We start from the raw sequence: 13116 nt of genomic DNA, 5'->3' as shown, positions 1-13116 counted from the left end.
CGCCCCGTGGACGGCCGGCCCGATGGCATCGCGGGTACCCAGCATCGGCATGCGCCTCTAAGGTCAAGTCCCGCCCCCCAAGGAGCTCACACGCCATGCCTCTCCAGATCGGCCTCCTCACCTTCCCGGGCGTGCAGCAGCTCGACCTCACCGCACCCTACGAGGTGTTTTCGATGATCCCCGAAGCCCGCGTCCATCTCGTGGCGGCGGGGCTCACCCCGGTGACGAGCGCCACCGGCCTCGTGCTGACGCCGACGGTGCGGATGGCCGATTGTCCGCGCCTCGACGTGCTGTGCATCCCCGGCGGAGTCGGGGTGAACGCGCTGATGCAGGACGAGACCGTGCTGGCCTTCGTGCGCCGGCAGGCGGCCACGGCCCGCTTCGTCACCTCCGTATGCACCGGCGCCCTGGTGCTCGGCGCGGCCGGGCTGCTCGCCGGCAAGCGCGCCACCACCCACTGGGCAGCCCTCGACCTGCTCGCCGCCTTCGGGGCGGTCCCGGTGGCCGAACGGGTGGTGCGCGATGGCGCCCTCATCACCGGCGGCGGGGTCACGGCGGGGATCGACTTCGCGCTGACGTTGGCCGCGGAACTGACGGACCCGGCCGAGGCCGAGGCGATCCAGCTCGGCCTCGAATACGCCCCCGCCCCGCCCTTCGGCAGCGGAACCCCGGACGGGGCGAGCCCGCCGGTGCTGGCCGCCGCCCGCACCCGCCTGCAGGCCTCGCGCACCGAGCGCGAGCGGATCGTGCGGACCATCACGGGGGCGCAGATCGGTCCGTGGGGAACGCCCGGTTGATCGGGCGCACGGGCACGCAATCGAAAGACCTGCAAACTACGGCTGAACCGGGCCACCGGCAGAAGCACTCCGATGATCATCGAAATCCCCGGCGAGATCACGTTCACGCGAACCTATGCCATCCCGCCGGTGCAGGTTCGACTGCCTCTTCAGGCTCATGCCCGCACGGTCTGGCTCGGCGCAATAACTGCGATCGGCGTGTGCTTCACAGTGCCTTTCCTCGCGCTCTGGCTCGTGAGCGTTGCGACCCTCGGCCGGGGGATCCTAGAACGCCCGGTCGGCTCCCTCGTCTTTCTGACGATGCTGTCGTTCTCCCTCATTACGCTGCTTCCGCAGACCCTGTTCGGGATCGCCGACCTCCTTCGCCGCGGGCCGGCCTTGGTCCTCGAAGCGCAGGGCTTCACCGACCGGCGGGCGGGCCTGACCCTTCCCTGGAGCGCAGTGGCCGCGGCCAGGATCGTCCACGACAAGCACGGCCCACGGGCCCATCTGGATCTGAAAACCGCCGTTCCGCCGCCGCGTGCCCTGTTCGTGCGGGGTGGTGACGGCTGGCTCGGACGCCGCCGCCCCGACACCTACGTTCTGAACCTTGGCTTGCTCAGCGTTCGCGGCCATGTGCTCTCCGAAACCGTCTCTGCCTTGGTCCGGCTGAACGGAGACACGGTGAAGTGATCGGGGTGTCCGCGTCGGGGACGTCGGGGGCTTTCCCCGTCCTCCCGTAGCCGTACGGCGAAGTCCGGAAGCAACGTCGGGATTTCAGGCCCGCGGGCCTTTGCCGGTTCTTAAAGTATTCTGCCGGCATAGCGGTGGGCGCGCACGGCGTTAGGCTGCCGATGTCCCGCGACGATCGGTGGGCGCGCCGGGCCAGGGAGACAGACCATGACGACGGGCATCGTCTCCGAGGCGGCCCGCGCGCCGACGGCGCGGGCGGACCTCCCCGATGCGCTCCGCATCGGGATCATGGTGGCGTTCTGGCTCATCATGCTGGTGGGTGCGGACCCGTTCCTCGACGGGACGGCGGCCGAGAACGCCGCCTCGCGCGCCGGCGGCAATGTGGTCAACCAGATCCTGTTCCTGTTCATGGGCGCGGCCTCCGCCGCCGTGCTGGCGTGGCGCGGGCGCGAGGCCCTGCGGCCGCTGGCGACGGTGCCGATCGTCGCGATGGCGGTGTGGCTCTGCGTCTCCACCACCCTGTCCATCGAACCGGCGGTCTCGGCCCGGCGGCTGGTGTCGCTGGTCATCATGTTTTCCGGCGCCGTGAGCGTGCTGGTGCTCGCCCGCGACGTCCGCCAGTTCGCCACCGCGCTGGGCGGCGCCGTGCTCACCGTCCTCGTCGTCTCCTATCTCGGCCTGGTGATCGTACCCGAGCGCGCCATGCACACCGCCCTCGACCTGATCGAGCCCGAGCATGCGGGCAGCTGGCGCGGGGTCTACCCGCACAAGAACGGCGCCGGCGCGGCCATGGGCCTGTTCATCATCGTCGGCCTGTTCTGGGCGCGGATGGGCCAGCGCGCCCTCGGCATCACCGTGGTGGTGCTGGCGAGCGTGTTCCTCGTCTTCACCAACGCCAAGACCTCGGCGGTGATGGCCCCCGCCGTGCTCGGCCTGACCTGGGCCTGCACCCTGTCGGGCGCCGCGTGGTGGCGCCGGCTCGTGCTGCTCGGTCCCCTGGCCCTGCTGCTCGCCGCCACACTCGGCTCGGTGCTGTCGCCGACGATCGGCGCCGTCATCGCGCAGGTCGCCGCGGACCCGACCTATACCGGCCGCACCGAGATCTGGGAGTTCGCCCTCGACAACATCGCCAAGAAACCGCTCACCGGCTTCGGCTACGGCGCGTTCTGGGAGAGCGTGTTCTACGGCGGCGGCGCCGACGCCACGACCTGGGTCAACCGCGCCACCGATGCCCATGACGGCTACCTCAACACCGCGCTGGAATCGGGCCTGCCCGGCCTCGCGCTCACGCTGTGGTGGCTGGTGCTGCGGCCGGTCTCGGACCTGCAGATCCAGGCGCGAAGCCCCGCCGTCGACCCGGTCACGATGCTGTTCCTGCGGGTCTGGCTGTTCGGCCTGATGGTCGCGGTGTTCGAATCGGTGTTCTACCAGGCCACCAACGGGCTGTTCTTCCTGCTCGCCGTCTCGGCCCTGGGCCTGCGCTACCGCGCCGTCGCTCCGGTGATCGCGGGGCGGGCGTGACCGGCGGCCCGCATCCGCGCGTGCCGACGCTGCCGGCCCTCACCAGCCTGCGCTTCGTGGCGGCGGCCTACGTGCTGGTCTTCCACTACGCCGCCTTCTACTTCGACCCAGCCAGCATCCCGCAGGCCATCGGGCTCGGCTATTCGGGAGTGACGTTCTTCTTCGTCCTGTCGGGCTTCATCCTGGCCTACACGTATCGGCAGGCGGACCTCTCGACCCGCGAGACCGTCGCACGCTTTCGTTGGGCGCGGGTGGCGCGGGTCTATCCGGTCTACCTGCTGTCGCTCCTCATCGCCCTGCCGTGGCTCGCCGCCTGGGTGGTGAAGACCCCCCCGCCGCTGCAGGGGTTGATGGCCGCGAGCGCGGTGCTGGCGCCGCTCGGCCTCCATGCCTGGGTGCCGGGGGCGGCCTGCGCCCTCGATTGCCCGTCCTGGTCGATCTCGACGGAGGCGTTCTTCTATCTCGCCTTTCCGGCGCTGCTCCCCGTGGTGCTGCGCGCGCCCGGCCGCGCGGCCGCGGCGACCCTCGTCCTGTGGCTCGCCGCGACCGCGCTCGCCATCCTCGCCTGGAACCGCTGGGCGCCCGGCGTCTCGCTGATCGCCCCGGAGGGGGCGGGCCTCGGCGCGCAGCTCCTGGCACAGGGCATCAAGTACAACCCGCTGCTGCGCCTGCCGGAATTCGTCGCCGGCCTCCTGCTCTACGTGGTCTGGACCCGGGTCCGGCTTCCGGTGGCCGGGCTATTGGGGACCGCGGCCCTCGCCGCCCTCGCCCTAGTGTCGGCCGCCCCCCACCTGCCGGTCGCGCCGATGCACAACGGGCTCACCGTGCTGGTTTGGGCGCCGCTGATTCTGGCCGGCGCGGCCATCCGCTCCGGCCCCCTGGTGGCCCCCGCCGCGCTCTTCCTCGGAAAGATCTCCTTCGCGCTCTACCTGCTGCACACGCCCGCCCACGCACTGCTCGTCACCCTCGACAAGGTCGCGCTCGGCGGACGGCTCGGGGCTGCCCCCTGGCTCGCGGCGTCCTGCGCTACGGCGCTGGCGCTCGCCGCGGCGGCGGCGATGCATCTCCTGGTGGAGGAGCCGGCGCGCCGGCGCATCCTCGCCCGCGTCTCGGGTGAGCGGGCGGGCGCCCCCCTGCCCTCGGCTTGACCTCAGCCATGACCTACCGCCCCGACATCGACGGCCTGCGCGCGCTCGCCGTCCTCGTGGTGCTGCTGTTCCATGCGGGCGTCGCGACGCTCGGCGGCGGCTTCGTCGGCGTCGACGTGTTCTTCGTGATCTCCGGCTACGTCATCGGCAACGGGATCGTCGCGGATGTCGCCGCCGGGCGGTTCACGGTGGCGGGGTTCTACGAGCGGCGCATCCGCCGCATCCTGCCGGTACTGGTGGCGACCCTGCTCGCCTGCGCGCTCCTCGCCCGCCTCCTCCTCGAACCGGAGGCGCGGGTGGATTTCGCCCGGTCGGTGGCGGCCAGCGCCGGCTTCGTCTCCAACCTCTATTTCTGGAAGAGCTCGGGCTATTTCGACGTGGCGGCCCAGACCCGGCCACTGCTCCACACCTGGTCGCTGGCGGTGGAGGAGCAGTTCTACCTGTTCATCCCCCTGACGCTGCCGCTGGCCCTGCGCGTCTCGCGCCGCTTCGCCGGCTGGGCGGTACTGGCCGGGCTCGCGGCCTCGCTGGCGCTCAGCATCGGGCTCACCGCCACCGCGCCGACCACCAGCTTCTACCTGCTGCCGACCCGCGCCTGGGAATTGCTCGCCGGCACCGTCCTGGTGTTCCTGAAGCCCACCCCCGCGCGGCCGCTGCGCGAAGGGATGGCGGTGCTGGGCCTCGGACTCATCGTCTGGGCAGTGCTGGCCTACGACGAGGCGACGCCGTTTCCCGGCCTCGGCGCCCTGCCGCCCTGCCTCGGCGCGGCGCTGCTGATCCAGTCGGGCCGCACTCCCGAGGCGGGCCCGACCGCCATCGGCCGGCTGCTCGGAATGAAGCCCTGCGTCGCCATCGGGCTGATCTCGTATTCGCTCTACATGGTGCATTGGCCGGTGATCGTGTTCACCCGCTACGCGTTGTTGCGCGACCCGGCCGGCCTCGAGATCCTCGGCGTGGTCGCGGTGAGCGGCGCCCTCGCCACCGCGTCGTGGCGCTGGATCGAGACGCCGCTGCGCCATCCGGCGAACCGGCTGCCGCAGGCCCGGCTGTTCGCCCGCACCCTGGCGATCCTGGCCGCCTTTATGGCCTTCGGCCTCGCCTCGGCCCGATGGAACGGGCGCGAATCCGGCGGAACCCAGGCGCGTCTCGGCGCCCTCGAACGCGACGCCTGGATGGGCGGCCGCTGCTTCCTCGAGAACCAGCCCGCCGCCGCCTGGGCCGGCGACGCCTGCTGGCGCACGACCGGGGCGGGCGGGCGCGCCCTGCTCTGGGGCGATTCCTTCGCCGCGCATTACGTGCCGGGGCTGGTCGCCAACGCGAAGGACCTCAGCCACGACGTGCTGCAATACACCTTCGCCGGCTGCCCGCCGGTGCTGGCCTATGCCTCCAACGCCAAGCCCGGATGCCGGGATTTCAACGCCCGCGTCGTCGCGGTGGTGCGCGCGTATCGCATCGACACCGTGGTGCTGGCCGCCCGCTGGGACCTCGTGCCGGCGCGCCTCCTCGACACCCTGCCGGACACCATCGCGCGGCTGAAGGCCGAGGGCGTCGCCGTGGTGGTGATCGGCGCTTCTCCGGTCTTCGCCTTCGACGTGGCGGTGCTGGCCGCCCGCAACGCCGGCCTGCGGCCGGATGGCAGCGCGGCCTGGTACGCCAAGGCCGGCCACCCCGGCACGGCGACGCTGGCGCACCTGTCGGCCGGCGCACGGTTCGTCGACCCGCGCGCCACCGCCTGCGACGGCCCGCTCTGCCGCTACCGCGCCGATAACGTCGACCTGTTCATCGATTACGGACACCTGTCCGCGGCGGGCAGCGACCGGGCGGTGCGGGGGTATTTTCCGCTGATGCGGTAGGGACGTAGTCGCGCACCGCGCGTCGCCCAAAACGTATCCCCACTGTAACCGCCAAGCTCAGCCACCGTTCAGCGAACCGGGACCATCCTGATTCCTGTCCGGCCCCCGATTTGCCGGATATCGGACACCAGCAGGAGGCTCGTTTTCCATGTCCATGACATCGCTTGCGACGGCGCTTGCCCTCGCCTGTGGCGTCGCCCTCGCGTCGGGCGCCGCTTCGACCGCCCAGGCCGCGCCGCTCTCCGTCGCCCCCGCCGGATTGGTGTCGCAGGGTGCTATCGAGACGGTGGCCTATGGCTGCGGTCCGGGCTGGGTGCCCAACCGCTGGGGCCAGTGCCGGCCGATGTACCGGCCCTACGGCTACGGCTACGGCCGGCCGCGCTTCTACGGCCCGCGCCCCTTCTACGGCCCGCGTTACGGCTATTACCGGCCGCGGCCGCCGATCCTGCCGTTCTTCTAGACGGATCACGCCGAATGGCGGGCGGCTTCACGCCGCCCGCGTCATTGTGCGGGCGTTGTCGCCCGGTCCGGCGGGGGTAAGGCAGTCCCGATCCACGCCGCGGGGCCCCATGCGTTCACCGATCGTCCTCTGCCTCGCCCTGCTGGCCGTCCCTGCGGCGGCGGGAGACATCGACGCGCATCTCGCCAACCCGGCCGAGCAGGTGCTGCAGACGCTGGATTACGCCAACACCCGCTATTCGCGCCTCGACCGGATCGACACCGGCAACGTCGCCCGGCTGCAGGTGGCCTGGACCTTCTCCACCGGCGTGCTGCGCGGCCACGAGGGCGCGCCGCTCGTGGTGGGCGACGTGATGTACGTCCACACCCCGTTCCCCAACACCGTCACGGCCCTCGACCTCAATGCCGACGGCCGCATCCTGTGGCGCTACGTGCCCCAGCAGGACGCGTCGGTGATCCCGCTCCTGTGCTGCGACACGGTCAATCGCGGTCTGGCCTATGCCGACGGCGCGATCCTGCTGCACCAGGCCGACACCACCCTGGTCTCCCTCGATGCCCGGACCGGCCGGGTCAACTGGTCGGTGAAGAACGGCGACCCGGCGCGGGGCGAGACCAACACCGCCACGGTGATGCCGGTGAAGGACAAGATCATCGTCGGCATCTCGGGCGGCGAGTTCGGGGTGCAGTGCCACGTCACCGCCTACGATTCCAAGACCGGCGCCCGGCTCTGGCGCGGCTATTCGATGGGCACCGACGCGCAGATGCTGGTCGACCCGGAGAAGACCACGGCGCTCGGCAAGCCGATCGGCCCGGATTCGTCGCTCGCGAGCTGGGAGGGCGACCAGTGGAAGACCGGGGGCGGCTGCACCTGGGGCTGGTACTCCTACGATGCCGAACGCGACCTGATCTATTACGGCACCGGCAATCCCTCGACCTGGAATCCCGGCCAGCGCCCCGGCGACAACAAATGGGCGATGACGATCTTCGCCCGCAACCCCGATACCGGCCTCGCCCGCTGGGTCTACCAGATGACCCCGCACGACGCGTGGGACTATGACGGCGTCAACGAGATGATCCTCACGGATCAGACTGTCGACGGCAAGGAGCGCCCGCTCCTCACGCATTTCGACCGCAACGGCTTCGCCTACACCCTCGACCGCGCCACGGGCGAGCTTTTGGTCGCGAACAAGTTCGATCCGGTGGTGAACTGGGCCTCCGGAATCGACCTGGACACGGGCTCGAAAACCTACGGTCGCCCGCTGGTCGATCCGGCCTTCTCGCCGGAGACCAAGGGCGAGGACGAGACCACCACCGGCATCTGCCCCGGCGCCATCGGCGCCAAGAACCAACAGCCGGCGGCCTACTCGCCGCGCACGCGGCTGTTCTACGTGCCGACCAACCACATCTGCATGAGCTACGAGCCGTTCCGGGTGACCTTCACCGCGGGCCTGCCCTATGTCGGCGCCACCCTGAGCCTGGAGCCGCCGCCGGGCAGCGACCACACCGGCAATCTCGTCGCCTGGGACGGGGTGAAGGGCGCGCCGGTCTGGACCATCCCCGAGCCGTTCTCGGTGTGGTCCGGGGTGCTCGCCACCGCCGGCAACGTGGTGTTCTACGGAACCCTGGAAGGCTACCTCAAGGCGGTGGATGCCCGCACCGGCCGCGAACTCTACCGCTTCAAGACCCCGTCGGGCATCGTCGGCAACGTGATGACCTATGCCCACAAGGGCCGGCAATACGTCGCCGTGCTCTCCGGCATCGGCGGCTGGGCCGGCATCGGCCTCGCCGCCGGCCTCACCGACCCCAATGACGGGGCCGGCGCGGTGGGCGGCTATGCGGCCCTGTCGCGCTATACCGCGCTCGGCGGCCAGCTCACCGTGTTCGGGCTGCCGGACTGAACGGTCCGCCCCTACCGGTCGCTGGCGCGTTCGAAGGTGACGATGCTGCGGGTCATGCCCTGCTTGGCCCAGTTGGGCATGATCCGCCACGGCGTCAGCACCCGCAGCCGCGTGCCCTCGATCTTGAACGTGCGGGTCTGCTCGGTGCCGACCCATTCGGGGTTCCAGGCGGTGTCGAGCTTGGCGGTCCATTGATCGCCCGCGACGGTGACCGTGCCGGTGTAGGAGACCAGCGTGTCGAGGAGCGCGGCCTTGCCCTCGGCATCCTTGGCGGCCTTGCGGCCCTCGCCGGTGAGCAGGAAGAACACCCGGCCCTCCGGGGTGAAATAGGCGTAGCCGGTGGGGTGCGCGCCCATCACCGGGTCCGTCTCGCCGCTCGACTGGACCTCGACCTCGTAGGAGACGAGCTTCCACAGCCCGGTGGGGAGCGGCGGCGCATCGGCCCATGCGCGCCCGGCCGGCAACAACGCGAGTGCCGCTGCGGCCAGGGTGACGTGACGTCCTGTGCCGATCCGTCCGCGCATCGCCGATTCTCCCTCGAGCCCGATGCCGCATGATCTGGGCGACGGGCGGGTTCTTACAAGCCGCTCCCCCGCCCCTATCGGTGACAGAAACCGATCCATGACGGAAACCGCGCCGTGGCCGGCACCTTCCGGGGCCGCCGGCGTTGCCCGCGGGTAGAGGCGCGCGCGTGCGCCGCGGAGCCCGCCCGTGATGCCGACCCTGCCGCCCTGGCTGTCCACGCGCGGGGCGCTTCTCGGCTTCGGCCTCGTCTGCCTCGCCGGATTCGGCGGCCTCGCCTTTCTCCTCGCCCAGCCGACCACGCTCACCATCGCGGTGGCCCCGCGCGACGGCACCGAACCGGAGCTGATCAAGGCCTATGCCGACGCCCTCGATGCCGACGAGGAGAACATCCGCCTCAAGATCCTGTCCTTCGACGACGTGCGCGAGAGTGCCGCCGCCCTGCAGGATGGCCGCGCCGACCTCGCGGTGGTCCGGCCCGACGTGGCCCTGCCGACCAACGGCCTCACCCTGGCGATCCTGCGCGATCAGGCGATGATGGTGGTGTCGCCCGAGACCTCCAGGATCGCGAGCTTCCCGAAGCTGGCGGGCCGGCGCCTCGGCATCGGCGCGCACAAGGACGCCGATCTCCAGCTCCTCAAGACGCTGCTCGGCTATTACGGCCTCACCCTGCAGGATGCCGCTCCCGGCATCGCCATCCCCCCCAACGGCGTCGGGCTGGTGGCCGTCGCCGAGGCCGAGGTCGGGCCGGCGATCCGCGACCGGCGGATCGACGCCTTCGTCAGCATCATCGCCCCCTCGGCCCCCAAGGCACTCGCCCTGGTGGGTGCGGTCCAGGCGGTGAGCAAGGGCGCCAAGGTCGGTTTCGTCACCGTGGCCGATGGCGACGCCATCATCGCGCGCTTCCCCCGGCTCCAGGCGGTGACGGTGCCCGGCGGCCTGTTCGGCGGCCGTCCGAAGCTGCCGGAGGACGACGTGAAGACCGTGGGCGCCTCCTACCGCCTGATGGCGCGGGCCTCCCTCAGCCGGGTGGTGGCCGCCGACGTGACCCAGCACCTGTTCGAGCTCCGCACCGCCGCCGCCCAGGCGACGGCGGCGGCCGAGTACATCCTCGCTCCCGCCTACGAGACCACGGTGGCGGCCACCAGCGCCCGCATCCCGATCCATCCGGGCGCCCTCGATTATTTCGAGCGCGAACAGCACAGCTTCGTCGACCGCTACGGCGACACGGTCTACCTGCTCGCCGCGCTGGCGGGCGGCCTCGGTTCGGCCATCGCCTGGCTGCGCCAGCGCTTCGCCCGCCTGCGGCGCGAGCGCATCGACGAGGTCACCGACCGCCTCCTCGAAATCGTCGACGAAGCCCGGGCTTTGCGCGACCCCGCCGGCCTGTCGGCTCTCACCGGCGAGATCGACCGGCTCGCCATCGACGTGGTGCGCGAGGCCCGTGCGCGCGAACCCGATGCCCGGACCATGGCGGCGGTGGCCATCGCCATCGAGACCGCCAAGGCCACGGTGGCCGAGTGCCATGCGGCCCGCGCGACCCGCCCGGCCGCAGCGCCCTCACCCCGCTTCCGGCTCCGGCTCTCGGGCGGCGAGACGAAGGCGTGAACGCGGCCATGGCGGAGGTCCGCGCCCATCCGCAACGTCCCTACGGCTACCGGGCGGACGCCACCGTCCCGGTCTTCCCCGACGACCGACCGATCCTGGTCTTCGACGGGCACTGCGCCCTGTGCTCGGGCCTGGTGCGCTTCGTGATCCGGCACGATCGCCTCCGACGAATCCGGTTCGTCCCGGCGCAATCGAAGCTCGGCGGCGCCCTCTACCGCCATTACGGCCTCGACCCGCACGCGCTCGAGACCAACATCGTGCTGATGCGGGGTCGGGCCTGGTTCAAGCTCGCGGGCGCGCTCCGGCTGGCGGAGGAACTCGGGCGCCCGTGGTCCTGGGCCGCGCTCCTGCGGCGGCTGCCGCATTCCTGGCAGGACGCCCTCTACGACGGCATCGCCCGCAACCGCACCTGCCACCGCCCGGACCCGATCGACGCGGACCGGTTCCTGGGGTGAGGCGGGGTCTTGGCGTGAAGAGGGATTCCTGGCGTGAGGCGGGAACGCCGTTTCGCCGAAATCTCCGGTCCCCAGCGCCGGCCCGCCCGGTCGACGACCGAGGAGGGCCCAGGCGCAACAGGCTCCCTCTCCCGTCTGTACATGGGAGAGGATCGGGGTGAGGGACGTGGGTTCTCCGAAACGGTCACACACCTCACCCTGTCTCTCTCCATCCAGGAAAGGAGACGCGCGCTTGGAAGCGATCAAGCCGGGACGGTTCAAGGCCGAAATTCCACTATCCGCTCCGGACCTTCGGTATGGGTCCGGAGACGACGGCGGATCACCGAATCAGCCTTGGGATGTCGGGTTTGGGATGTCGGCTCTCAAAAACCCACGCCGTCCTCGTCGTCCTCGGCTTCCGCCGGGGCATAGACCGCATCCCCCAGCCGCCTGAGCGGGCCGCCGGGACCGGAGCGCTTCCACAGGCGGGTGTTGAGGGCGGCGACGGGGTCGTGGCCGGGGAGCGCGAAGCCCAGGGCCGTGAGGCCCTGCAGGATCTCGCCGGCATGGAGCGGCCGGGCGGCTTCGTGCAGCACGTCGAGGGCGGCGGCGATCAGGGCGCGGCCGTGCCGGCGGGCGGCGACGATGTCGTCGGGCACGCGCGAACCAAGACCCAGCGGCTCGCTCGGAACGGAAGCGGAAGCGGAAGCGGAAGCGGAAGCGGAAGCGGAAGCGGGACTTTCGATAGGGGTCGCGGGTTCGGGCCCGGATTTGGAGAGGGGCCTGCCCGGCAGGCGCCGGCCGAGCTCGAGATAGAGCGCGTGGTCGGCGATCTGCCGGTCGAGGACGTCCCGCTGGCGGCGCAGGTCTCTCAACGCCGCTTCAGCCGCGTCTTCCGTCAAGAACACAGTTGGAGCCATAGGGAATATTCCAAACGACAATGTTTCGACCGTCGTTTTAGCGGATTATTCCGTATGCACAAGTGCGGAAAGTTCCGACAATTCCTCAAAAATGTTGCACCCTGGCGTCATCGTTCAGGCGGCCGTCTTGCGGGCCGGTCGCCCGGTCCGGGGCGGGATCAGCAGGGCGCTCGGATCGGCGGGCTGAAGGATCATGCCGTTGTCGTCGAGGCAGATCGGCAGCTTCGGAAACACCTCCTGGAGGTGGGCGAGATCCGCCTTGAACGCCTGCCGGAAGCTGCGGATGCTGGCATTGTCGGCGCCGAACTGCTTGTGCAGGTTGTCCCAGGTCAGCCGCAACGGCCGCTGCAGGGCGCGCAGCCGGTAGCCGACCCAGAACAACAGGTCGAGCTTGCGCGCGGAGCCGGAGAAGGCCCTGGCCGCGCGGATGTCCACCGGCAGGGCGTGCTGGATCAGGTTGTCGTAGAAATCCTGGTGGAACTGGACGTTCTTCTGCCAGACCGCCCCGTCCGCCCCCTGCGGCAGCCACAGGTCGAGCTGGCGGAACGGCGGCACGTTGAGGGTGCTGGCGGTGCTGCCGCCGTCCCACAGGCCGATCTGCAGGGTACAGGCGGCGAGGCGCGCCAGCTGCTCCTTGAACTGCCGGATCGTGCCGCGCTCGCCGCCGGTGACGGCAAAGCCCATCTCCTTCATGAAGCCCGACAGGCTGTCGGCCACCGCCACGGTGGGGCTGCGCTGGCGCACCGCCTCGGTGCAGAGATGCAGCAGCACCAGGCGGGCCTTGGGGCCGTAGGGCAGGCCCTGCAGCTCCATCTCGCCATTGGCCGGATTCTTCAGCCGTCCGGCCAGGAGGCTCAGGGAGTTGCGGCCATATTCACGAAAGAACTCGCGGGCCTGGCCGGGATCGCGATAGGGCAGGCCGCAGAGCGCCAGCACGCTGTGGATGTGCTGGAGGTTTTCCGGGCCGGTGGGGTCGTTCTCGATGACCTCGCGCACCGCGTCGCGTCGGCGCTGGTCGCGGCCCATGATCTCGCGCCGGCCGACCACGGCGCCGCGGGCCGCGGTGTCGGCGTCACGCAGGCGCTGCCGGTGCAGGATGGTCTCGACGATGGTGGCGAACAGGAAGCTGCCGCGCGCCGTGTCGAGCTCGGCCAGCAGATCCGCATCGCGGATACCGGCGATTTTGTCCTCGATCCCCATTGATTGTCGCAGTGTACCTGGATGTTCGAGGACGGAGGTCCACAGGCGGGCCCCGCCTGGCGTCGATGGCCGGACCATGGCCGA

12 protein-coding genes are annotated in these 13116 nt (G+C 70.8%); 9 read left to right on the top strand and 3 right to left on the bottom strand.

The genetic code is table 11. The features are described from left to right. Window positions 1–95 precede the first annotated feature (95 nt). From G3T14_RS03920 to G3T14_RS03890, 7 genes are all read left to right on the top strand, one after another. On the top strand, window positions 96–797 hold the full coding sequence (locus G3T14_RS03920; protein ID WP_163640254.1) for a DJ-1/PfpI family protein: 702 nt from the start codon (window positions 96–98) through the stop codon (window positions 795–797). Between the two features lie 72 nt (window positions 798–869). Then, window positions 870–1469 (top strand): hypothetical protein, encoded by a 600-nt coding sequence (locus G3T14_RS03915; RefSeq protein WP_163640252.1) that lies wholly within the window; start codon window positions 870–872, stop codon window positions 1467–1469. Between the two features lie 207 nt (window positions 1470–1676). Continuing rightward, window positions 1677–2990 (top strand): O-antigen ligase, encoded by a 1314-nt coding sequence (locus G3T14_RS03910; RefSeq protein WP_163640250.1) that lies wholly within the window; start codon window positions 1677–1679, stop codon window positions 2988–2990. Next, window positions 2987–4138, top strand: a complete 1152-nt coding sequence (locus G3T14_RS03905; protein WP_163640248.1) for an acyltransferase — start codon at window positions 2987–2989, stop codon at window positions 4136–4138. The genes G3T14_RS03910 and G3T14_RS03905 overlap by 4 nt, the downstream gene beginning before the upstream one ends. An 8-nt stretch (window positions 4139–4146) precedes the next feature. Continuing rightward, window positions 4147–5991, top strand: coding sequence for an acyltransferase family protein (locus tag G3T14_RS03900; RefSeq protein ID WP_163640246.1), 1845 nt, complete (start codon window positions 4147–4149; stop codon window positions 5989–5991). Between the two features lie 154 nt (window positions 5992–6145). After that, window positions 6146–6451: a hypothetical protein gene (locus G3T14_RS03895; protein ID WP_163640484.1), complete on the top strand. Its 306-nt coding sequence runs from the start codon at window positions 6146–6148 to the stop codon at window positions 6449–6451. Window positions 6452–6560: 109 nt separating this feature from the next. Beyond that, a complete protein-coding gene (locus G3T14_RS03890; RefSeq protein WP_163640244.1) occupies window positions 6561–8348 on the top strand; it encodes a methanol/ethanol family PQQ-dependent dehydrogenase in 1788 nt (595 codons plus the stop codon). A gap of 11 nt (window positions 8349–8359) precedes the next feature. Here the strand turns inward: G3T14_RS03890 and G3T14_RS03885 are convergent, their stop codons facing one another. Next, a complete protein-coding gene (locus tag G3T14_RS03885; protein ID WP_163640242.1) occupies window positions 8360–8872 on the bottom strand; it encodes a lipocalin-like domain-containing protein in 513 nt (170 codons plus the stop codon). Window positions 8873–9062: 190 nt separating this feature from the next. Between G3T14_RS03885 and G3T14_RS03880 the strand changes: the two genes are divergently transcribed. Further along, window positions 9063–10478, top strand: coding sequence for a TAXI family TRAP transporter solute-binding subunit (locus tag G3T14_RS03880; protein WP_163640482.1), 1416 nt, complete (start codon window positions 9063–9065; stop codon window positions 10476–10478). Then, on the top strand, window positions 10475–10933 hold the full coding sequence (locus G3T14_RS03875; protein ID WP_348645205.1) for a DCC1-like thiol-disulfide oxidoreductase family protein: 459 nt from the start codon (window positions 10475–10477) through the stop codon (window positions 10931–10933). The genes G3T14_RS03880 and G3T14_RS03875 overlap by 4 nt, the downstream gene beginning before the upstream one ends. A gap of 362 nt (window positions 10934–11295) precedes the next feature. Here G3T14_RS03875 and G3T14_RS03870 read toward each other — a convergent pair whose 3' ends face one another. Both G3T14_RS03870 and G3T14_RS03865 read right to left on the bottom strand, forming a co-directional pair. Then, a complete protein-coding gene (locus tag G3T14_RS03870) occupies window positions 11296–11820 on the bottom strand; it encodes a hypothetical protein (protein ID WP_163640478.1) in 525 nt (174 codons plus the stop codon). A 126-nt stretch (window positions 11821–11946) separates the two neighbouring features. Further along, window positions 11947–13032, bottom strand: coding sequence for a replication protein RepA (locus G3T14_RS03865; protein ID WP_163640240.1), 1086 nt, complete (start codon window positions 13030–13032; stop codon window positions 11947–11949). Between the last annotated feature and the right edge of the window lie 84 nt (window positions 13033–13116).

It is taken from the genome of Methylobacterium sp. BTF04, assembly GCF_010692745.1.
Taxonomy (GTDB): Bacteria; Pseudomonadota; Alphaproteobacteria; order Rhizobiales; family Beijerinckiaceae; genus Methylobacterium.
The sequence above is the reverse complement of the archived record's forward strand: the minus strand, read 5'-3'. Positions and strand labels throughout refer to the sequence as shown.

Bases quoted from the DNA above. Each gene is read 5' to 3' on its own strand.
- G3T14_RS03920 (WP_163640254.1), top strand. From the start codon at position 96: ATGCCTCTCCAGATCGGCCTCCTCACCTTCCCGGGCGTGCAGCAGCTC.
- G3T14_RS03915 (WP_163640252.1), top strand. From the start codon at position 870: ATGATCATCGAAATCCCCGGCGAGATCACGTTCACGCGAACCTATGCC.
- G3T14_RS03910 (WP_163640250.1), top strand. From the start codon at position 1,677: ATGACGACGGGCATCGTCTCCGAGGCGGCCCGCGCGCCGACGGCGCGG.
- G3T14_RS03900 (WP_163640246.1), top strand. From the start codon at position 4,147: ATGACCTACCGCCCCGACATCGACGGCCTGCGCGCGCTCGCCGTCCTC.
- G3T14_RS03895 (WP_163640484.1), top strand. From the start codon at position 6,146: ATGACATCGCTTGCGACGGCGCTTGCCCTCGCCTGTGGCGTCGCCCTC.
- G3T14_RS03890 (WP_163640244.1), top strand. From the start codon at position 6,561: ATGCGTTCACCGATCGTCCTCTGCCTCGCCCTGCTGGCCGTCCCTGCG.
- G3T14_RS03885 (WP_163640242.1), bottom strand. From the start codon at position 8,872: ATGCGCGGACGGATCGGCACAGGACGTCACGTCACCCTGGCCGCAGCG.
- G3T14_RS03880 (WP_163640482.1), top strand. From the start codon at position 9,063: ATGCCGACCCTGCCGCCCTGGCTGTCCACGCGCGGGGCGCTTCTCGGC.
- G3T14_RS03865 (WP_163640240.1), bottom strand. From the start codon at position 13,032: ATGGGGATCGAGGACAAAATCGCCGGTATCCGCGATGCGGATCTGCTG.